We start from the raw sequence: 19662 nt of genomic DNA on the forward strand, positions 1-19662 counted from the left end.
GGTTTGGTCTATCAAGGAAGCTTAGCATAGCAGTAGAATTTGAAAATGAATGGAGTACATAATACCATGTCTAATTTGCCAAATTGTCCTGAATGTAATTCAGAGTACACTTATGAGGATCGCAGTCTTTTCATTTGCCCGGAATGCGCTCATGAGTGGTCTACCGAGTCAGAAGTGGTAAGTAGTGAAGACGTAAAGATCGTCAAAGATGCGAATGGTAACATCCTGCAGGATGGTGACTCTGTAACTGTCATTAAAGACCTTAAAGTGAAGGGAAGCTCATCCGTCTTAAAAATCGGCACCAAAGTAAAAAACATCCGTCTGGTGGATGGCGATCACGATATTGACTGCAAAATTGATGGTTTTGGAGCAATGAAGCTAAAATCGGAGTTTGTAAAAAAGAATTAAAATGTAAGAAAGGAGAAGCCGAGGGCTTCTCCTTTTTTATGTTTATAATGGTGCTAACCATACGGTTCCTGTTCCCCTGTACACATTTACCAGCCCTTCGCCGGAAGCAGCTGAGCCCATCTTGGTTTTCCCGGATTTTTCGACGGTGAACTGTAAGGTATTGGACCACATGAGGGCAAAGTTACCATCCACCTTCAGCACATCGTTTTGCAATTCTATAACGACCGCTTCCTCGGAAGGGATTGGCGCTTGAAGTGCCAGAACTCCTTTTCCGCGCGCGCTTAAATTAAATAACCCTTCTCCACCCAGTGCGGCAGAGGAGAGATTACTACGTGCAACGACGGATATGTCTAGCGTCGTGTCACAAGCCAAAAACAAGCCATCTTCGATAGCAATATCATCATTGTCGACATCAATAAGCCAAATATATTGGTAGGTAGGCTCCAGCATAATGGTACCCGTGCCTTTATAGTGCGGTTTAATGGCACCTGTCCCTGTCACAGCACCGGACACAAAGTTTCGCATTAAGCCACCAACGCCTTTTACACCGGTAGTCATTTCCATGCTACCCACAGTATATTGCATGGCTCCCGCCTTCATCATAATTTCGCTATTGTTGATTTCGATCATGAGCTGCTTGCGGCGCATGTTACTTTTACTCATATAGTAATTGTCTTGCGCAGCCGCAACCGAGGTGCAACTCAAATCTGTTATGTATTCTAGTACTGTAAATCCACCTAATTGGTCAGTGATGGCAACATTGCTGTTATCCTTTAAATTATTAATGACAAAAGCCATAAACGTATGTGCCTCCTTGTTGTATTCATGTTGTGGGGATGGGAATCTTCCTTATTCCATAAAATATTCGACAAAGAGACTTCTTTTCCTGCGGCGAATCTTGACACTTCCCTTAGCTGGTTTTCAGATTCCGAAAAGGAGAGCTTGAAAAAGATGCGAAAAAGGTTCAATATAAAGATATCGGTTTTTAAAATGATTGCTTCGAAAGTAGTCGTATGAGAACGAGGCATGAAAATAGGGGGTAGAACAAGTGGAGATAGGTATAAGCACGTTTGTAGAAACAACGCCGGATCCCCAAACGGGTGAGGTTATCAGTCACGCACAACGAATACGTGAAGTTGTCGAGGAGATTGTGCTTGCAGATCAGGTAGGGCTGGATGTGTACGGCGTCGGGGAGCATCATCGTAAAGATTATGCGGCATCTGCACCTGCTGTTATCCTTGCTGCAGCAGCAGCACAGACCCAACGAATTCGGTTAACCAGTGCAGTTACGGTACTTTCATCGGATGATCCCGTACGTGTGTTTCAGGATTTTGCTACACTGGACGGCATTTCGAATGGACGAGCTGAGATTATGGCAGGCCGGGGTTCTTTTATCGAATCGTTCCCGTTATTTGGGTATGATTTGGATAACTACGATGAGTTATTCGATGAAAAGTTGGAGTTGTTATTGAAAATCAGAGAATCCGAGAAGGTCACCTGGAAGGGCGGACATCGGCCCGCGATTCACAATTTGGGCGTGTATCCGCGTCCAGTTCAAAATCCGTTGCCCGTATGGATTGGGAGTGGGGGCAATCAAGAATCTGTAGTTCGTGCGGGCTTGCTGGGATTACCGTTGGTTCTGGCGATTATTGGAGGCAGCCCCGTACAGTTTGCCCCATTGGTGGAGTTGTATAAAAAAGCGGCTAAGCATGCAGGGCATGACGCATCGCTGCTTCCGGTTGCATCACACTCACATGGTTTTATCGCAGAGACGACTGAGCTGGCAGCGGATAAGTTCTTCCCTTCCACTCAGCAGAGCATGAATGTGCTTGGGCGTGAACGCGGTTGGGGCCCTTACACTCGCTCCAGCTTCGATGCTGCACGCAGCTTTGAAGGAGCGTTGTATGTAGGTGATTCCGACACAGTTGCCAAGAAAATCATTCATCTCCGTAAACAGGTAGGCATTACACGTTTTCTGTTACACGTGCCCGTCGGTACGATGCCGCATGACGATGTCATGAGAGCTATTGAGCTATTGGGAACAGAAGTAGCACCACGGGTTCGTGAAGAGATATCCAAGTGGGAATCCGAGAGTAAATAAGTGGATTGATCTCAATAGACAAAGGAGAAAGGGGCAGACCAGGGGGATGAGGTCGCTCCTTTCTTAACTCTAAAAAAATCTAGATGTGAGCAGACCAATCATTTTTATTTTGTCCGTTTTTTATGAGCGATGCGTTTTTGCAACAGGGTTTTACCCTGTTTTAGTCTCTTAGGTTTAGCAGGGACTCTGCGCAGGATAGGTTTCTCTTGGATTGCCTTGGAAGGCAATGTCATGCGGAGTGTGGATGATGCAGGTTTTCTTTGGCTGCTGCTCGTTACAAAGTTGATGGTGTAGTCGAAGACGAACGGGCTAACTGTAATTCTCCGCAGTCCCACGCTTCTACAAGTGGTACAGCCTGTATCCCAGCACCAATTGAAGGCATTCTCAGGAACTTGAGTGAAGTATGTCCCCCTCCATTCGCGTCCAAAATCATCTTCGGCGTAATAAAAGAATGTATTCCCTCCTGCGTAGCCGCTCCACAACTGAACAGTCTGTCCGGGGTTAACGCGGTACCAGCCTGTTTTAGAGTAGTTAACAGGACTACAGCTGAAGTCCGGGTAGGCAAAGACTACAAAGATAGCTGCGTTGGTTCTGTTGCGAAAATTGAGACCCATTGTCGTCACTTCTTTCCTCATATATTAATCCTACAGAATATTCTATGAGAGTTTTGAAGGAAGGGAACGGACAGGAGTCTCTTAATCGCTAAAATTGAACCATTTGCTGATGTCTATTTTGTTATGTTCATTTATAGATCTCCATTCATTCGTATCTGGTTGATAGATATAATCTTTTTGCCAGGTCATGATGTTTTCCACGATTGCCCGTATGGAAGAGACGATATAGGAGACTTCCTGATTCGTCATCATGGGATGGAGCGACAGACGCACCCAGCCCGGTTTTCGAGATAAGTCTCCCGCATGGATCAGGTCTGTCATTTGTTTAGATATTTGCTGGTCGATGCCCAGCAAATAATGTCCGTAGGGGCCTGCACAAGAGCAGCCGCCCCGGACCTGAATACCAAACCGATCATTCAATAGTTTTACGATCAGGTTATAGTGAATATGCCCGACAACGAAAGAAACGATTCCCATTCTTTCTTGGCTGCTTCCTCCTAAAATGTGTAGCCCTGGTATGGTACTCAAGCTCTTTAGTAATAATGATGTCAGTTCCTTTTTGCGCTCCAACAGGCGCTTCTGTCCCATTTGTTCTTTCAGCCGAATGCAGAGCGCCGTTCGAACGGCCTGTAGAAAGGCAGGCGTCCCTCCATCCTCGCGGGCTTCAGTATTATCTTTATACTCGTATCCACCCCAAGGATTGGTCCAGCTAACTGTGCCCCCTCCGGGTTGATCGGGAGCACAATTGAGGCACAGCCTCGAATCCATAATTAAAACGCCGCTTGTGCCGGGCCCCCCAAGAAATTTGTGGGGTGAAAATACAATCCCGTCCAGTTTCTCAAGAGGATCTGTGGGGTGCATGTTGATCTCGACATAAGGTGCGCTTGCCGAAAAATCAACGAAACAAACGCCGCCATGTTCGTGCATTTTGCGAGATAGCTGGTAAATAGGCACTTCGAACCCTGTAACATTGGAGCAGGCGGTAAAGGCGCCGATTTTGATAGGGCGATGCCGGAATTGAAGCAGCAGTCGTTCGAGATGAGTTGGATCGACAATCCCGCCGGGACCTGGAGGAAGACATACAACGTCTCCAATGGTTTCTGCCCAGGAAATATGATTGGAATGATGCTCCATATGTGTAACGAAAATAACGGGACGTTCTTTTTCGGCGATGGGGTAGAGGGGCTTTAATTTTTCATGTATTTTCAATCCTAACAGTCTCTGAAGCTTATTCACTGCACCTGTCATACCTGACCCGGCGAACAGGATGATATCATGTTCATTGGCATGAACGTGGCTCTTAATGATTTGTTTCGCTTCTTCATAGGCTTGGGTCATCAGAGTTCCTGTCAAATTAGACTCCGTATGCGTATTCGCCACAAAAGGGCCTAATTCTTTTGCTATTTTCGACTCGATGGGTCCATACAGACGGCCACTGGCTGCCCAATCCGCATAAATCAGCTTTTTTTGCCCATATGGAGATTCAAAGGTCTGGTGATAACCGATTGTACTTTCGCGGTACCTTTGGAAATAAGCCTCGTTAGAAGGCTGATACCTACAATTACTGCTTCCAATTCGAGCCATGAGCATACGGCGCCTCCCAAGTCGTTCTGTCTTCTTAGGGTACGTTGGTAGGTCCGAATGGGTTAAAAGAAATAGGCGAGTGTCATCATTTAGTCACAATAAAAGCCTCATCCAACAGCCGGATAAGGCGCAAGTCTATCCTATATAAACAACTGCATATCGGATTCGAGCGCATCTTTTAGATACGTTTTGGCCTCGATAATTTCCAGTTCAGGGATGAATTCTTCCGGTTTAAAACCCATAATATCGACCGATAGCTTACAGGCATAAAATTTTACATTTTTCTTCCGCGCTCCTTTCAGGAAATGAATGAGCTTCGGTGCTTCGTTATCTTCGATCATTTCCGTCAGCATCAGCTTGCCAAGGCCGCTAAAATTCATTTTGGATAGTGGTAAGGATTCAGGCCCTTTGGGCGTCATCAAGTCCATGAGTTTCTCGTAAATCGTCTTATCCTCAAGCGTCATCTTCTCGGGATCACGAACCAGTGATAATCCCCAGAACGCAAAAAACATCGTCACATCCACATCCAGCTCCCGAGCTGTATTCGCCAAGATCAGTCCAGCCATTGCCTTATCATAGTCGCCGCTGAACATAAGCAGATTCATCCTTTTATCCACAATTCCCGCCTCCATTACCAACAGATATATTCAGTATGGATTTGGGAATGAGAACTATGTCCGGTTCACATATTGATCACAATTATGGAGAGGGTTGTTGGCAAGAAAAGTTTTTAGCGTTACTTTCACTTGGAGATAAAGGGCCGGATGCTTTCTTTTAGTGAAGTGAGCGGACCACCGATCAACTGTTCCAATTCATCTGACGTAGAGCGCGTATCTATTTTGCCCAACAACCCAAATATCCAATTTTTGATTTGGGGATTATGACGGAGGGAGACGGATCTACCAGTGAGCTCGGTCAAAGCTGCTGTCAAATCTGAAAAGGTCCAGGGACTGGAGGAGACAAATTCATATTTCTTGTTCTTATGGCGGTCTGGACCGGATAGCACTGCTGCGATCCCTCTGGCAAGATCCCACCGCGTAACGGTGTTAAATTTCCACTCCCCAGGGTAAATATCGAGTGCGCCCTTCGCTATGGCGGCGTTCAGGTCGAGAGTTTTGACAAAATCGGTATATAATGCATTCCTTAGAAAAGTGTAAGGAATTTCAGTGGTACGAATAGCATGTTCTGTAGCCAAATGTAGATTGGAGAGAGGGATAGAGCCGGCTTCAGAAAAGGCAAAGCTGGTGTATAAAATGTGTTCCACTTTACATTTTTTAGCTGCTTCTATAATATGGGTATGTTGTCGAATACGAGTTGTATCGTCGGGATGTGAACTTGAAATCAACAACAGTTGGGAAGCACCCGCGAATGCTTGCTCAAGTGAATCGGGGTGATCGTAGTCACCCAATCGCACTGTAATTCCCTGTGCCTCATAGTGTTTTCCGGTTTCAAGGTGGCGAACACAAGCGGTAATTTCATGAGGTGAGACTTTTAGAAGGAGCTGTTGTATGATTAAGCTCCCCAATTGACCATTGGCTCCAGTAATAACAATTGACATGGAATATCATCCTTTTTATACAAATGGAATTTTAGTTAAGGGCTTAACCAATTGAGTAAAAAGCTGTACTACGTCCTCTTCAATTTGTTGAGCAGGGAAAAGAGCTGCTTCAATTCCTGATCATTCAACACCTGCATTTTTTCTGCAATCCTCTGCCGGTTTTCGGGTAAATTACGTAGCAGAAGGCTTTGCCCTTCGCTTGTGATAGAAATTACCGATTTTCTGCCGTCTATGGGATGGCCTTCCCGGCGAATGAATCCTTCGTTTTCGAGCGGGCTGAGCAACAGGCTAATATTGGATTTGGTGACGCCGATCCTTTGGGCGAGCACAGATGGAAGAATTGTACCTCCTTCCTTCATGATTTCAACCAGAATTCGAATTCTGGCTCCATTGGTTCCCTTCGAATGCCAGTATTTTTCTGAGACATCCACTAATCCGGCTGTCGTTTCCACCAGTGAAAAGAAAACCAGAGAATGCAGCGGCAAATCAAGTACGTAATCCTGTAGGTCTTTCAAACGATCACCACCATAATATAGTTAAGGACTTAACTAATATGAATTTACTAAGTTCGGCGGTATTTGTCAACCCACCGTTACCAATGTCATATCTACAACCGCTCCTATTCTGTATAATCTCAAGGGGATTCAAGACAAGCCTGAGATCGGGAGGATCATGAGAAAGTGAGTATAGAGAACAAATATAAAGCACTTGAACTGGAAAAGCCGGGCATCTACGAGCTGGAGGGACTGGAAGTCGGGGTCACCTCTAATTGCAACTTCAAGTGTGATTACTGCTGCGCATATCAGCGGAACGATGGGCAATGCATTAGCAGCAAAGAGGTCATTGATATTATTGATGACATTCCAACATTAAAACGTGTGCGACTGTCCGGGGGAGAAGTGACCCTGAAGTATGAGGATTGTCTGGACATTGTCGCTCATTGTTCAAGCAAGGGCATCGCTACCCAGCTCAACACCAATGCCAGCTTGCTCAGCCCTGAACGAATTGAGAAACTGCGTGATGCAGGTCTTTCCAACATTCATATCTCTTTCAACTTCACGGATGCCGATAAATATGCAGCCTATTATCATGTTCATCCTCGCATGTATGAGAAAATCGTTCAAAATATCCGGTTATGTACCGAGGCCAAGCTGGAAACGGTGCTGGAGACGTTGCTGTTTGCGGAGACACAAAACAACATGCCAGCTATTAGCGAAATGGTATATGATCTCGGTGTGCGCATCCATGAAATCCAAAACAGCATTGTGATGGATCATACCAACTGGAACGCTATTTCCACCAAGGAAGCGCTCGTCCGTTCCGTTCATGACCTGATTGCACATAAAAAAGATGATACTGTATTGTATTTTACCTGCATGGATCGTTTTGCAGAAGCGCTGGGCTTCCAGGAGCAGCCGGGTGTGTATTTTTCCAATTGTGTTGATGGTAAAAAACAGCTCCATCTTCACGGGAACGGGGACATCCTGATCTGTGAGCTATGCCATCCTGTGGTCATCGGCAATATTTATAACGGAACATCCTTAAAGGATATTTACAAAAATAAACCGAAGCAGCTTCAGGAGTTTCTCGACAAACTGCCTTGTCCTGCATATGATGCGCTTTTTCCTGTAGGAAGCAAGTAGATATGATTTGAAATTGTGAGTCTATAAGCATCTACCACCCTAACAGTCAGGGTGGTAGATATCCTTCATGTAACTCCATAAGTCCTTTATTATTTCAGGATTTTGCAAAATCCTCATTTGTTTTAATGAAAGGGTTTACATGTTAAAATATAAAAATATGATCTTCTTATGAAAGAAGGGTAGATATGAAATATAGAAATGTAGGCAACAGTGGTCTTAAAATTAGTGAAATCGGTCTGGGGAGCTGGTTAACGTACGGTACAGCTGCCGAACAGGAAGCAGCTCATACCTGTATTGCCAAAGCCTTTGAACTCGGGATTAATTTCTTTGATACCGCGAACGCGTATAACCGGGGAGAAGGCGAAAAGGCTATGGGAGCTGCCTTGAAGTCTTATCGAAGAGAGAGCTACGTATTATCTACCAAGGTTTACTTCCCTATGGATTCCGGTCCCAATGACAGGGGACTGTCACGCAAGCACATTATGGAGCAATGTGAAGCGAGTCTGAAGCGTCTGGGCACAGATTATATCGATATGTACTTCTGTCATCGTTATGATTCGGATACTCCTTTGGAAGAGACGCTGCGAGCGCTTGATGACCTTCAGGCTCAGGGTAAGATTCTGTACGCTGCGGTCAGTGAATGGAGTGCTGCCCAGCTCACGGATGCCTATGGCATTGGAAAAAGGCTAAACCTGCGCCCGCTGATTGCCAATCAGCCGATTTATAATATGTTCGAACGTTATATCGAACATGAGGTACTTCCCGTATCCGGGCAGGTAGGTATTGGCCAAATTATATTTTCGCCTCTGGCCCAAGGCATCCTCACGGGTAAATACAAACCTGGACAACCTTTACCGGCGGGCAGCCGCGGAGCTGATGCCTCGGTCAATAATGTTATCAGCAGTTATATGAACGATACCGTTTTAAACTGTGTCCAGGAGCTGGATAAGCTGGCGAAGGATTTGGGTGTCACCCTGTCACAGCTCGCGCTTGCTTGGATTCTGAGAGAACCGGATATCAGCGCTGCACTCATTGGGGCTACTAAACCGGCACAAGTTGAGGAAAATGTAAAAGCAGTCGAAGTGACGCTGCAACAGGAGACATGCGCGGAAATTGAGCGGATTCTCAAGCAAGCACAGGGTTTTGAACCTTTGCGTTAAGCATTCACACGAGCCTCTGCAGAGGGGAACCATTAACTAGCTTCAAGTATGGCATAAATGCCTGAACCCACACTAAATACAATCCCGCTCACTAAAACAAGGATTTGCTTCTTACTGAGATCCAGCGGATCAAAAAAGATGGGTAACAGCCATTTTAGGGTGATGACAGCCCATAAGCCCTCCAGTAACCCTAGCATCAACACCTTTTGTCCCCAGTGAAACTTCATTTGCGGTGTTAGCGGACCTGCTAGCATCAAATCACCTGAGGCACGGATATTACAGAAAACGATAACCATGAATACAACAAGAGTTAATAGAGTTGACATAATATAGGCGATATCTTTTTTAGCCTTCTTCGTAAGTTTCGGCGTTTTTTTAAACTCAGGCAAGCCAATCAGGAAAAAAACGATTCCCATAAAAATAGCCACGCCTATAAAGGAACCGAGTATAATATTCGCTATAATGCCGATGCCATTGGTGAGTAATAATAAAATAAACTCTCCCCCTTTGGGGTTACGATGATAGTTATTTTATTGTACACGCAGGAACAAAAACACTCAAATATTTGGAAAATCCCCAGCGCTTTCGCCTGGGGATTTTTTGCTTTTTGCCGATTACAATGCTGATTTAATGACCTTTTTATAATACAGGATGGATAGTACCCCGAAAATGGAATATAAGGCGGTGTACAGCACCATAACGATGATCATAGGCATCCAAATTTCGGTTCCAAACAAGAACCAGCCGGATTGGACGGCGAAATAGCTGTGTGATAGGCCAATCACTAACGGAATGCCGAAGTTAAAGATCTGTTTTATTTTAATGCCTCGAAGCAAGTCGCTTTGAGTGAACCCTAACTTTCTTAACACCGTATAATTGGCTTTTTCATCTTCGCTCTCATCCATTTGCTTAAAGTAAAGGATACAGCCTGATGTAATGAGAAAGGTGAGTCCTAAAAAGCCAACTACAAACATGATCACTCCCATGTTCCGCTTCTGATTGCTGCTCATTTCAAGGCGTGATGTTTGTTGATCATTAAAACTTGCAGCTGCAAAGAGGTGATTTGCTTCTTCAATCTGTTCTGCATTTATCATATCAATTCCAATATACAAGGTTGATTTCTTTTGAATCTCAGGATTTACATCTTTCTTTAACCGCTCAAATATGGTTTCGTCTACAATGGCCGTGGGTAGTCCGCCGGCTGTAAAATAGTAGGGAATCACATAATCCTTTTTTAGCCCCAAATACTGTTGGTGGATGATTTCTTTATTTCCCTGTAAATCCAATGGACCTGAGTTTTTCAAGGACATGAATTTCTGTAACATATCATTATAGCCCGTTAAAACCGTTTGGCCTGGAGATACATCCGTATCCTCCACAGATTGGTCGCTTACGACCGGCAGTGTCATGGAATCTGTACCGTCATTTAATTGTTCCATAGGAGTCTCCATAATTTGCGCTGTCTTCACACTGACTTGAATCACTTCAATTTTCTTTTCACGATACTTTATATCATGCTCATGAAGTAACGCTTTGAATTTCTCAGCATCCGGTACATTCGTCATGGCAAAATGGGAAGGTACATTGTCCTCAGCTGCTTGATCGGCAGAATAATAGGCGATATAGCTTAAGGATAGTAAACCGATGGCAAGTGCCGATACTGTTGTAATAATGGTCAACAACAAAGCATTGGATTTCATGCGGAACATAATGGATGAAAGAGATAGCACCTCATTAATGTTCAAATAGCCGCCTTTACTTTTTCTGATGATATTGGAAATAAAGCGGATAGATCCTTTATAAAAGAGTAGTGTTCCGATGATGACAGTGCCCAAAATAAACACCATAGCCATAAACAATTCATTCATGGATGTAAAATCTCCACCAAATAATTTGGAGGAAACATAGTAACCTAAAGCGATGAGAGAGATGCCAATGATCCCGATGATCATTTCATAGATCGTTATTTTCTTGATTTTCCCTTCGGTGGTTGAGTTTACTCTGAACAAAGACAAAATACTCTGTCTTTTGATAAACGAATAATTCATGAGCATGATCAACAGATAGATGATACCAAAAACGATGAGTGTTTGAGTCAGTGCTTGGTTAGAGAAGTATAGAGTAGCAATGGCTTCGACGCCCGTCGTCTTAAATAAAATCATGATCACTAATTTGGAAAAGGAAAATCCAACCCCAATTCCAATGAATAGTGAACTGAAGTATAGAATTAAGTTTTCAGCACTTAGGATACGAAAAATTTTGTTTTTAGTCATTCCGATCAATTGAAATAGGCCAATTTCTTTGCTGCGTCTTTTTATAAAAATATTATTAGCATACAAAAGGAAGATACAGACAATAGCGACCAGTAAAACGGATGCTGCCCGTATGGAAGCTGCACCTTTAACAGAACCCTTCACTTCGTCCATGGAGGGATCGTATTGTAATGTGACAAAAGCGAAATAGAGTGCAACACTGAAAATGAGAGCAAAAACATAAAGGTAATAATTTTTCAGGTTTTTTTTCAAATTCTTTAGAATGAGCAGATTAATGTTCATATTGGACCCCGCCTAAGACCCCTTGGGTTTTCATGATATCCTGGAAGAAGCTTTGCCTTTCCTGCTCGCCTTTATGAAGCTGCGTATACATTTGCCCATCCTTAATAAAAATGACCCGACTGCAATGGCTGGCAGCGACAGGATCATGCGTGACCATAATAATGGTCGCCTTGCGTTTTTGGTTCAGCTGACCCAGCTTGTTTAATAAATCGGAGGCCGACTTGGAATCCAGCGCACCCGTAGGTTCATCGGCAAAAATAATACTGGGTTCATGAATAAACGCTCTAGCCGCAGAGGTACGCTGCTTCTGTCCACCCGAGATTTCATTGGGGTATTTGTCCTTGAGCTCATAAATCCCCAGTTCTGTAGCCACTTCCTGAAATCTTCGATTGGCTTCTTTTTTAGGCGTTTTAGTGATGGATAAAGGTAAGAGGATGTTCTCCTTCACGGTTAGCGTATCCAGCAGATTATACTCTTGAAAAATAAAGCCTAAATGCTTTTTGCGAAATTCAGCCAGTTGCTTTTCTTTCATTTTCGTCATTTCGATATCATTGATTTTAATGGAGCCTTGGCTCACCTTATCAATGGAGGAAAGAACATTCAGCAGTGTGGTTTTACCTGAACCGGAGGCTCCCATAATACTGACAAATTCCCCTTCTTCAATAAGGATATCAATTCCCTGCAAAACCTCCTGCATATTTAACTTATTACCGTAGCTTTTATGGATTTTATGGGCTTCTAAAATATTCACTTCGATGCACTCCTTATTGTTCTTGTAGCCTTATTATAAAAATAGAGCCGATGCTTTTCCTTTGATTGGGCGAACAATACATAAAAGCATGTGACATCTCTGTCACATGCTCACCATGCTCACGAAATCATTTCGCTTGGGAAAAATTAAAGTGAAGGTTGTACCCACGTTCGGTTTGGAGTGCACATCTATATGTATGAGCAAGGACTGTGCTGCCTTTTTCGTTAAATATAACCCCATGCCCGTTGAAGTATGATCAGAGTGTTGGGTTGTGGATGTAAAACCTTTCTCGAAAATACGGGGTATATCCTTCGGATCAATACCGCGTCCAAAGTCTTGGACCTCAAGCTGTATTCGATCCCTTTGTTCATAGCTGTGAATGATAATATCACTGGCATCGCTATATTTGATGGCATTGGTTAAGAGCTGTCTGATGATAAAAGCCAGCCATTTCGCATCACTCAGCACTTCCATGTGCTCCAATTGGATGTCAAAACCGATCCCTTTTTGGATGCACCATGACTGTAATGCTTTGATCTCTTTAAAAACTAGAGATTTTAAATCCACTTGCTCGACATACAGATCATTTTCAATAAAAGATATGCGTCTCTGATGCAGCTGCTGATCCAGGAGTAAGTGAATTCGTAGCCATTCATAGGTTAACTGAGCTTTTAGGGACTTGTCGTCCAACCGCTCAATCATCAAATGCATGGTGGTCAAAGGTGTTTTTACCTCATGAATCCAGGATAATAGTTCATCTTTTTCATGTTCAAGTGTCAATTGACTTTGCGAGATGATCTGTTGTAACCGTTCGGTCTGGTCCGTGATTTTTTGTTCGATGATTTGCTCAAACGGACTCTCCGGTTCGCCTATACCTGTTAGTTCAAGAGGGCTCTCCCATTCTTCTAGTGTGGTATAGAATTTGGTTTCCTTGGGATAGCGAATGATTAAAAAGACTAAGAAAATCATCATAGATAAGAAGATGATATAAAGGATCGGTATTAACGGAATCGCTGCATCCACATAAGCAATGAACAGGATCAGGAATTGCTGACACACAAACAGTAGAATCCAGCTCCGCCTCTCTATAAGGTATTTTTTAATCATAGGCAGGTGCCTCTTCTATAGCCATGTAGCCTTGCCCCACTTTCGTTTCAATAAAACGGCCCAAATCCAGCTCGTCCAATTTTTTTCGCAGGCGGTTCAAGTTGACGGTCAGGGTATTGTCGCTGACAAAACGTTCATCATCCCAAAGGCTTTTAATTAATTCCTCACGTGCAACAATTTTATTTTTTTGTTCGATCAGCAGCTTCAAAATAAAAATCTCGTTCTTGGTTAATTCGATGGAGCCAGTCTCATTGGCTACTACGTTTTTTTCATAATCGACCGTTGCGCCACACCATGTTTTCAGGGAGACAGGTTCTGTATTGTAATTATATACGCGGCGGAGTGTCGCCTGTAATTTGGCAATGAGTACATCAAAATGAAACGGTTTTTGGATAAAATCATCCGCTCCAAGCTGCATCGACATCACTATATCCGTAGGATGATCCCGTGAAGATAAGAAGAGGATGGGGACGTTAGAGTGGGATCGAATCATTCGACACCAATGAAACCCATCAAATTTCGGCAATTGAATATCTATCACGACCAGATCAGGCTTTATCGTTGTAAATTCCTGAATGACTTTATTAAAGTCCTGGATGCCATACACATCATAGTTCCATTGAGTTAACCGATCCTTCATTTCATGGAACAAAGTTTCATCATCTTCAATTAATAAGATTTTGAACAACGAATTCACCACTTTATATTTTTTTTAGGATTTTGTAAGTTCCTCTTTTATAAAGTGTATAGCAAAAATTGTGTATGTGCTACATGTGTGAATTCCACTTGATATTGCGATAATCTGCTGTTAATAGTTGAGGTTTATAGTGGGGTTTAGATTGACTATCTCATATATATATTAAAGGATGGATGCAATGATGGGGATTCACACGTATTTTCGGTCGCTAAATGAGCTGGAAAGAATCATCCGTTGTCCGGGTAAGTTTAAATTCGAGGAACATAGCGTATCGGCACATTCTTGGAAAGTCGTACAATACGCTAAAACGCTGGCTGATATTGAAGAGAGGAATGGTGTCCGTATTGACTGGAAAAAGCTATACGAGATTACGAGCAGTCACGATTACGGGGAGATTTTTATTGGAGACATCAAAACGCCAGTTAAGCATTCCTCTAAGGAACTACGATTATTAATCCAGCAGGTCGAAGAAGGTATGATTGAGTATTTTATTGAAGAGAATATTCCCGAGGATTTTAAAGCTATTTTTCGCAAACAGTTAAGAGAAGGCAAAGATGACTCTGTAGAAGGGTTAATCCTCGAAGTTGCGGACAAAATGGATCAGGTATACGAAGCATTTGCTGAACTTCAGCGGGGAAATACGGAAAAGGAATTTATAGTCATGTATCGTAATGCACTTGTGAAAATCAAGAATATTCAATTACACTGCGTCGATTATTTTTTGGAAAATATTTTGCCAGATATGGTTAAGGAAGAAACGCCTTCATCCATTGATATCAAAAAGATTACGGAAGAAGCCTTAGCTTTGTAAATGAATTTCCCTACCGTCCAGAAGCTACTGAAGCGCTTCTGTTCATACATAATCATAGTTTTATTTGTAATAAAGCAGCTCTAAATGAAAATAAAAAGCGATGAGGGCAGTTGATTGGACTGCCCTTATTGCTTTTTTGGGGTTGGAAAAAACGGAGGGCTAAGCGTATTCCTTAAACAATTTATTAAGGATAAGAATATTGGTTATTCCGAAAAAGGATTTGGGAAATTCGTTTTCGTGGCAGCATATTGTTCCTTGGTGCTACCGATTCCCAGTTCGCCGTTTTTGTTATATCCCCAGGACCAAACCGTCCCATCGGCTGTCAAAGCATGGGAGTGGGTTCCTGCTGCACTGAATGCTACTACATCGGTTAGTGGCGTGTTTGTGTCATCTACAACTTGGGATGGGACTTTAACAGAAAATACATCGGTCCCGTCACCTACCTGTCCCTCATTATTGGTTCCCCAGCCCCAAAGAGTTCCATCATTTTTAAGTGCAAAAGTTTGAGTTTTGCCTGCTTTCAGTCTACTTACATTGGAAACATTGATCAATACGGGTGATCTTCTAAAAGTAGAGGTTCCATCCCCAAGCTTTCCAGAAGTGTTACTCCCGGAAGCATATACTTCTCCGCTGTTCGTTAGTACATAAATGCGGTCAGCTCCGGCAGTAAAAGTTTTGATATCATCAATTCGATATTGAACAGGGGTAAGCTGGTTTTCTTTGTCATCCTGCCCCAGTGCGCCGTCATAACCACGTCCCCATACCCATAGCTGATTATCTTTGTCTAAGGCTGCACCGAAGCTATCCCCAGCGTCAATGGCTACAATATCCTCCAAACCCTGTACCTGCACAGGCTTAACGGAAGAGGCAGAAGCTCCTTTGGTGCCATTGCCGAGTTGGCCAAAGTTATTTTCCCCGTAGGCCCACACGGTACCGTCATTTTTGAGCGCAAGAGTAAATTGACCACCTGCCCTCACTTCCTTCACGTCATTAATATACTTGTTTATAACAGGCTCCTTTGCAGAATCCCTTACCTTTCCTGTCCCTAGCTCCCCGTGACCTGCAAAGCCCCAAGACCAGATGGTTCCGTCTTTTTTGAGCAAGGTCGAATGCTGAGCACCGGCATCAATCATAGCGATATCAGATACATGGGCCTGCACCGGACTTATTTTATTATTCCCTCCGCCAGTGCCCACGCCGAGTCTGCCAAAACTGTTACTACCCGTTGAATAAAATGAAGACCCATCCTCCATAGCCAGATAAGCGTTAGTGGTCCCTGCCGAAAGCAAATGATCGTAATTTACAGTAGAATCAGCGCTTGCCGTAATAGAGCTTCCTACTAGAAGTGTTGATGCAGCGAGAACTGCTAAACCGAGTTTTTTTAACATATAATTGCACACCTTTCAGAATGTAATGGATAAATACAGATTAAAGCAACCAAATTGTTCCTGTCCGCGTCTTAATAATGAACGTACTCTTTAAACCAGATTAGGGAGGATCACTTATGAAAAATAAAGCTTCTGCCCTTGTTCTTGTCTTGCTTGCGGCAGCTTTATTGCCAGCATGTTCTGCAACAGAATCGACTACCCTGGTTAACAAATCTAATGGGGCTGTGGTTCGATCTATTTTTGACTTGGATCATCTGGAAAGCACAACGGTATATACAGGGCGTGCCAAGATCGAAAGTATTGAAAGTATTGAAAAAGAAGTAGAACAACCCTTAGCAGCCCCTACCATGAGCTATTTGATCCGATTTGAACAGCCTGTTCAATTTGCTAAAGAACTACCCCAAAGTGATGATCCAACGGAAAAACCTATCCAAGCGGTCTATATATCTGTTCCAGATACACATATTTATAAGCAGATGGATGGTCAACGGAGGCAATTAATCAATCCAGCAGAATTACAGGTGGGGCAACCCATTGAGGTTTCTTATGTGTACCCTGTAACACCTGTTTTCCTGGCATTGGAAATCGTTGTGCTGGATGATTTGTAGAGGAGGCCGATAAGGCCTCCTTACTCCTATACAAGCACGTTATATCATAGGGCTTAGGTGATATTAATGAGCTTTACCATGTTGTAGATATAACGTGTTTGCTCATACTTAACCATAGTGCCTGCTGAGTTTTTAACTTGAATACCGGACGAGCCTCCACCATCAAGAAGAATGGCTTCAAAGCAATCCTGTTTGATAAAATAATTGCGAAGTTGTTTCAGTGTCGCATTTTCATGAACAACCAGGTAGACCTGCCAAACATTATTTACGACCTTGAAGCCCAGGCCAGTTCGCCCGGTGGAATCGGTGTATCGCAACGTTCCGTTCAAATCAAATTTTTCAATATCTTTTAAATCCTTAAGCCATGCTTCTTCCTCTTTCTTCAGCGACAAGCTACCGCCGCTAATAATAGACTTATACGCAACTGAAGTCCCCATTTGTTTTTTGAGATCCGTTACGCTTGAAGCACGGGCAATCCCTATTTTTGTTTTGTTGCTATCTGTGTAGATAAATGCCGTACCACGGCTGTTTCCTTTGGCATTCGCCTTCGTATCATGGGTATTATTGGGTGTGACCGCGATAGACAAACATTCGGTCGGCGCCTTGGTTGTACTGATGGGATTAAAGAAGCCTCCATTAATTCCGTAATCAGTTTGCTGTGTGATCCGGCTCCTAATATTTTTATTTTGAATATTCGAAGCCGGGGTGATGATTACATGGAAACCATCGGACGTTTTGGTGTAAGAGTAGTTTGCTGGCATGTTAAACCTCCAATTGGATTATTTTGAAACGGAATCTCGCGCGATAATTCGTTTCTCATATATATAGGCAATTTGCCGCCGTCACTTACAACCTAATCATCAAATTTTATTAAAAAAAATGAAATACTGCGTACGAGACAATACTTGACTTCAAGTTAACTTTAAGTAGTAACATACTGGATGTAACGTGGTGATTAGGAAATACGATGACTATTCTGACAATTGAGGAGTGATGGAGATGAAAAAGAAACAACTGGGTAACAGCGATCTTCAAGTATCTGCACTGGGTCTAGGCTGCATGGGTATGTCCGAATATTACGGTGAGTTGAATGATCAGGAGTCGATCAAAACGCTTCATCGTGCGCTGGAGCTAGGGATCAACTTCTGGGATACGGCCGATGTCTACGGTGTGGGGAAAAATGAAAAACTGATTAGCCAAGTTTTGCGGATCCACCGCGACGAAGTTGTATTGGCTACTAAATTTTCCATTATGCGCGGAGAGGATGGGGGATTCCTGGGTGTCAGCGGCCGTCCTGAATATGTAAAAGAAGCATGCGACCGCAGCCTGCAAAGACTGGGTGTAGATGTGATTGATTTGTACTATCAGCACCGTGTCGATCCGAATGTACCTATCGAGGAAACGGTGGGCGCGATGAGCGATTTGGTTCAGGCGGGAAAAGTCCGCTATTTGGGGCTGTCCGAAGCTTCTCCTGCACTCATTCGACGCGCTCACAAGGTACATCCGATTACAGCGCTGCAAACGGAATACTCCTTATGGAGCCGGGAAGCGGAAGATGAAGTTATACCAACATGTAAGGAACTGGGCATCGAATTTGTGGCCTACAGTCCACTTGGACGCGGCTTTTTGAGCGGGCAAATTCAGAAGTTTGATGATTTTGCAGAAGATGATTTCCGTCGCTCTGTGCCACGTTTTCAACCTGAGAATTTCCAGAAAAATCTGGATCTCGTGCAGCATGTTAAGGACCTTGCCGCCCAAAAAGGGGTCAAACCTTCTCAACTGGCGTTGGCATGGCTACTTGCGCAAGAGGGAATTGTACCGATTCCAGGAACGAAGCGGGTTACGTATTTAGAGGAAAATGCAGGGGCAGTTGATGTTGTTTTATCCGCACAGGAAATGGAAGCTATTAACGCAATCATTCCAAAGGGGATGGCAGCAGGCCTTCGTTATCCTGCAGAACGGATGCCGAATTGGCAAGCCGAATAATGAAGATAACATGTTAATCCCAAAAGCCGCCCTTAACGCGTATCGAAGTGAAAGGCGGCTTTGTGGGTTTACATATACTGCTAAGGTGTGTTTTTAAAATTCCCAAGGGACGTCCTACGGGCAGGAATGTACGACCGAAGTGAGCATCCTATCTTTATAAAACGGGGGCCTGCAATGCAGTATTGATATTTTGTAGATCCATCGAAAGTTGCTCTTTTACGTTCCAAGGGTGATACCAGCCACGTTCGATCATGTATGTTGAAATCTGCTCATGCGTATCAATAGCCTCATCCAGTTGCTTCGTAAGAATAGCCTTAATTTCTGGAGTTCCCGCTTCCGTTACAGCCATAGCATAATTTCTCACTCCGCTTTTGGCGGTGTTCAGAAAATCGGCTGCAATGACTTGGTCCGTTAAGGTATTGAGTCCGGTCAAATACTCTAATAGTTTATTCATGGCTTAACCTCCTGTGAAATGGCTTGATCTAAGAGGGTACCGAGTTCTTGTAATTGGCGGGTCGATAAGTCAACATCCTGCTGTAATATAGCTTTGAGGGTCGGATCAGAGATTAATGCTTGCATGGTTTTAGACTTGGTAAGACACACTGTTTTGAACGCTGACAATTCATGGACTTCAAGGGTTTCGTGCAGGCCATACACCATATGACGTTTACCTCCAATGCTCCAATATATA

Annotated in this window: 22 protein-coding genes; 7 read left to right on the forward strand and 15 right to left on the reverse strand. The window is 43.5% G+C overall.

Annotated elements, in window-relative coordinates:
• Window positions 1-66 precede the first annotated feature (66 nt).
• Window positions 67-408 carry a zinc ribbon domain-containing protein YjdM gene (locus AC5ELV_RS09360; RefSeq protein ID WP_493429964.1) on the forward strand — a complete coding sequence of 114 codons (342 nt, stop codon included), beginning with the start codon at window positions 67-69 and terminating at the stop codon, window positions 406-408.
• Between the two features lie 42 nt (window positions 409-450).
• Here AC5ELV_RS09360 and AC5ELV_RS09365 read toward each other — a convergent pair whose 3' ends face one another.
• Window positions 451-1206, reverse strand: a complete 756-nt coding sequence (locus tag AC5ELV_RS09365) for an AIM24 family protein (protein WP_493429965.1) — start codon at window positions 1204-1206, stop codon at window positions 451-453.
• A 250-nt stretch (window positions 1207-1456) separates the two neighbouring features.
• Between AC5ELV_RS09365 and AC5ELV_RS09370 the strand changes: the two genes are divergently transcribed.
• Window positions 1457-2509 carry an LLM class flavin-dependent oxidoreductase gene (locus AC5ELV_RS09370; RefSeq protein WP_493429966.1) on the forward strand — a complete coding sequence of 351 codons (1053 nt, stop codon included), beginning with the start codon at window positions 1457-1459 and terminating at the stop codon, window positions 2507-2509.
• A gap of 104 nt (window positions 2510-2613) precedes the next feature.
• Here the strand turns inward: AC5ELV_RS09370 and AC5ELV_RS09375 are convergent, their stop codons facing one another.
• From AC5ELV_RS09375 to AC5ELV_RS09395, 5 genes are all read right to left on the reverse strand, one after another.
• The gene (locus AC5ELV_RS09375; RefSeq protein WP_493430402.1) at window positions 2614-3123 is read right to left on the reverse strand and encodes a DUF1036 domain-containing protein; all 510 of its coding nucleotides are present in this window, start codon (window positions 3121-3123) and stop codon (window positions 2614-2616) included.
• An 81-nt stretch (window positions 3124-3204) separates the two neighbouring features.
• Window positions 3205-4713 carry an aminotransferase class V-fold PLP-dependent enzyme gene (locus AC5ELV_RS09380; protein WP_493429967.1) on the reverse strand — a complete coding sequence of 503 codons (1509 nt, stop codon included), beginning with the start codon at window positions 4711-4713 and terminating at the stop codon, window positions 3205-3207.
• Between the two features lie 134 nt (window positions 4714-4847).
• Entirely contained in the window at window positions 4848-5324 is a 477-nt protein-coding gene (locus AC5ELV_RS09385; RefSeq protein WP_493429968.1) for a DsrE/DsrF/DrsH-like family protein, read from the reverse strand.
• Between the two features lie 125 nt (window positions 5325-5449).
• Complete coding sequence (locus AC5ELV_RS09390; protein WP_493429969.1) at window positions 5450-6265, reverse strand: NAD(P)H-binding protein; 816 nt, start codon at window positions 6263-6265, stop codon at window positions 5450-5452.
• Between the two features lie 68 nt (window positions 6266-6333).
• Window positions 6334-6780, reverse strand: coding sequence for a MarR family winged helix-turn-helix transcriptional regulator (locus AC5ELV_RS09395; protein ID WP_493429970.1), 447 nt, complete (start codon window positions 6778-6780; stop codon window positions 6334-6336).
• 165 nt (window positions 6781-6945) lie between these two features.
• Here AC5ELV_RS09395 and AC5ELV_RS09400 point away from each other — a divergent pair, with 165 nt between their 5' ends.
• On the forward strand, window positions 6946-7908 hold the full coding sequence (locus tag AC5ELV_RS09400) for a radical SAM protein (protein ID WP_342445188.1): 963 nt from the start codon (window positions 6946-6948) through the stop codon (window positions 7906-7908).
• Window positions 7909-8093: 185 nt separating this feature from the next.
• Complete coding sequence (locus tag AC5ELV_RS09405; protein ID WP_493429971.1) at window positions 8094-9068, forward strand: aldo/keto reductase family protein; 975 nt, start codon at window positions 8094-8096, stop codon at window positions 9066-9068.
• Window positions 9069-9100: 32 nt separating this feature from the next.
• Here the strand turns inward: AC5ELV_RS09405 and AC5ELV_RS09410 are convergent, their stop codons facing one another.
• The 5 genes from AC5ELV_RS09410 to AC5ELV_RS09430 form a co-directional block, all read right to left on the reverse strand.
• Window positions 9101-9484: a hypothetical protein gene (locus AC5ELV_RS09410; RefSeq protein WP_493429972.1), complete on the reverse strand. Its 384-nt coding sequence runs from the start codon at window positions 9482-9484 to the stop codon at window positions 9101-9103.
• Window positions 9485-9682: 198 nt separating this feature from the next.
• Window positions 9683-11623: an ABC transporter permease gene (locus AC5ELV_RS09415; protein ID WP_493429973.1), complete on the reverse strand. Its 1941-nt coding sequence runs from the start codon at window positions 11621-11623 to the stop codon at window positions 9683-9685.
• The gene (locus AC5ELV_RS09420; RefSeq protein ID WP_013312666.1) at window positions 11613-12374 is read right to left on the reverse strand and encodes an ABC transporter ATP-binding protein; all 762 of its coding nucleotides are present in this window, start codon (window positions 12372-12374) and stop codon (window positions 11613-11615) included. The genes AC5ELV_RS09415 and AC5ELV_RS09420 overlap by 11 nt, the downstream gene beginning before the upstream one ends.
• 102 nt (window positions 12375-12476) lie before the next feature.
• A complete protein-coding gene (locus AC5ELV_RS09425) occupies window positions 12477-13481 on the reverse strand; it encodes a sensor histidine kinase (RefSeq protein ID WP_493429974.1) in 1005 nt (334 codons plus the stop codon).
• A complete protein-coding gene (locus tag AC5ELV_RS09430) occupies window positions 13474-14169 on the reverse strand; it encodes a response regulator transcription factor (protein WP_493429975.1) in 696 nt (231 codons plus the stop codon). The genes AC5ELV_RS09425 and AC5ELV_RS09430 overlap by 8 nt, the downstream gene beginning before the upstream one ends.
• 190 nt (window positions 14170-14359) lie before the next feature.
• Between AC5ELV_RS09430 and AC5ELV_RS09435 the strand changes: the two genes are divergently transcribed.
• Window positions 14360-14989 (forward strand): YfbR-like 5'-deoxynucleotidase, encoded by a 630-nt coding sequence (locus AC5ELV_RS09435; protein WP_493430403.1) that lies wholly within the window; start codon window positions 14360-14362, stop codon window positions 14987-14989.
• A gap of 203 nt (window positions 14990-15192) precedes the next feature.
• On the opposite strand, the gene AC5ELV_RS09440 is transcribed toward AC5ELV_RS09435, so the two are convergent.
• Window positions 15193-16377, reverse strand: a complete 1185-nt coding sequence (locus AC5ELV_RS09440) for an RCC1 domain-containing protein (RefSeq protein WP_493429976.1) — start codon at window positions 16375-16377, stop codon at window positions 15193-15195.
• Between the two features lie 116 nt (window positions 16378-16493).
• Between AC5ELV_RS09440 and AC5ELV_RS09445 the strand changes: the two genes are divergently transcribed.
• Window positions 16494-16985, forward strand: coding sequence for a hypothetical protein (locus AC5ELV_RS09445; protein WP_307350774.1), 492 nt, complete (start codon window positions 16494-16496; stop codon window positions 16983-16985).
• A gap of 53 nt (window positions 16986-17038) precedes the next feature.
• Here the strand turns inward: AC5ELV_RS09445 and AC5ELV_RS09450 are convergent, their stop codons facing one another.
• The gene (locus AC5ELV_RS09450) at window positions 17039-17746 is read right to left on the reverse strand and encodes a phosphodiester glycosidase family protein (RefSeq protein WP_307350776.1); all 708 of its coding nucleotides are present in this window, start codon (window positions 17744-17746) and stop codon (window positions 17039-17041) included.
• A 238-nt stretch (window positions 17747-17984) separates the two neighbouring features.
• Between AC5ELV_RS09450 and AC5ELV_RS09455 the strand changes: the two genes are divergently transcribed.
• Complete coding sequence (locus AC5ELV_RS09455) at window positions 17985-18971, forward strand: aldo/keto reductase (protein ID WP_493429977.1); 987 nt, start codon at window positions 17985-17987, stop codon at window positions 18969-18971.
• Between the two features lie 154 nt (window positions 18972-19125).
• Here the strand turns inward: AC5ELV_RS09455 and AC5ELV_RS09460 are convergent, their stop codons facing one another.
• Complete coding sequence (locus AC5ELV_RS09460; protein ID WP_307350780.1) at window positions 19126-19425, reverse strand: spore coat protein; 300 nt, start codon at window positions 19423-19425, stop codon at window positions 19126-19128.
• Complete coding sequence (locus AC5ELV_RS09465; RefSeq protein WP_029518844.1) at window positions 19422-19631, reverse strand: hypothetical protein; 210 nt, start codon at window positions 19629-19631, stop codon at window positions 19422-19424. The genes AC5ELV_RS09460 and AC5ELV_RS09465 overlap by 4 nt, the downstream gene beginning before the upstream one ends.
• Between the last annotated feature and the right edge of the window lie 31 nt (window positions 19632-19662).

The organism is Paenibacillus sp. NMA1017 (assembly GCF_058895805.1).

Excerpts from the sequence above, each read along its gene's own strand:
- AC5ELV_RS09360 (WP_493429964.1), top strand. The coding sequence starts at position 67 with ATGTCTAATTTGCCAAATTGTCCTGAATGTAATTCAGAGTACACTTAT.
- AC5ELV_RS09365 (WP_493429965.1), bottom strand. The coding sequence starts at position 1,206 with ATGGCTTTTGTCATTAATAATTTAAAGGATAACAGCAATGTTGCCATC.
- AC5ELV_RS09445 (WP_307350774.1), top strand. The coding sequence starts at position 16,494 with ATGAAAAATAAAGCTTCTGCCCTTGTTCTTGTCTTGCTTGCGGCAGCT.
- AC5ELV_RS09435 (WP_493430403.1), top strand. The coding sequence starts at position 14,360 with ATGGGGATTCACACGTATTTTCGGTCGCTAAATGAGCTGGAAAGAATC.
- AC5ELV_RS09440 (WP_493429976.1), bottom strand. The coding sequence starts at position 16,377 with ATGTTAAAAAAACTCGGTTTAGCAGTTCTCGCTGCATCAACACTTCTA.
- AC5ELV_RS09380 (WP_493429967.1), bottom strand. The coding sequence starts at position 4,713 with ATGCTCATGGCTCGAATTGGAAGCAGTAATTGTAGGTATCAGCCTTCT.
- AC5ELV_RS09405 (WP_493429971.1), top strand. The coding sequence starts at position 8,094 with ATGAAATATAGAAATGTAGGCAACAGTGGTCTTAAAATTAGTGAAATC.
- AC5ELV_RS09425 (WP_493429974.1), bottom strand. The coding sequence starts at position 13,481 with ATGATTAAAAAATACCTTATAGAGAGGCGGAGCTGGATTCTACTGTTT.
- AC5ELV_RS09450 (WP_307350776.1), bottom strand. The coding sequence starts at position 17,746 with ATGCCAGCAAACTACTCTTACACCAAAACGTCCGATGGTTTCCATGTA.
- AC5ELV_RS09410 (WP_493429972.1), bottom strand. The coding sequence starts at position 9,484 with ATGGGAATCGTTTTTTTCCTGATTGGCTTGCCTGAGTTTAAAAAAACG.
- AC5ELV_RS09390 (WP_493429969.1), bottom strand. The coding sequence starts at position 6,265 with ATGTCAATTGTTATTACTGGAGCCAATGGTCAATTGGGGAGCTTAATC.
- AC5ELV_RS09455 (WP_493429977.1), top strand. The coding sequence starts at position 17,985 with ATGAAAAAGAAACAACTGGGTAACAGCGATCTTCAAGTATCTGCACTG.
- AC5ELV_RS09460 (WP_307350780.1), bottom strand. The coding sequence starts at position 19,425 with ATGAATAAACTATTAGAGTATTTGACCGGACTCAATACCTTAACGGAC.
- AC5ELV_RS09415 (WP_493429973.1), bottom strand. The coding sequence starts at position 11,623 with ATGAACATTAATCTGCTCATTCTAAAGAATTTGAAAAAAAACCTGAAA.
- AC5ELV_RS09375 (WP_493430402.1), bottom strand. The coding sequence starts at position 3,123 with ATGGGTCTCAATTTTCGCAACAGAACCAACGCAGCTATCTTTGTAGTC.
- AC5ELV_RS09465 (WP_029518844.1), bottom strand. The coding sequence starts at position 19,631 with ATGGTGTATGGCCTGCACGAAACCCTTGAAGTCCATGAATTGTCAGCG.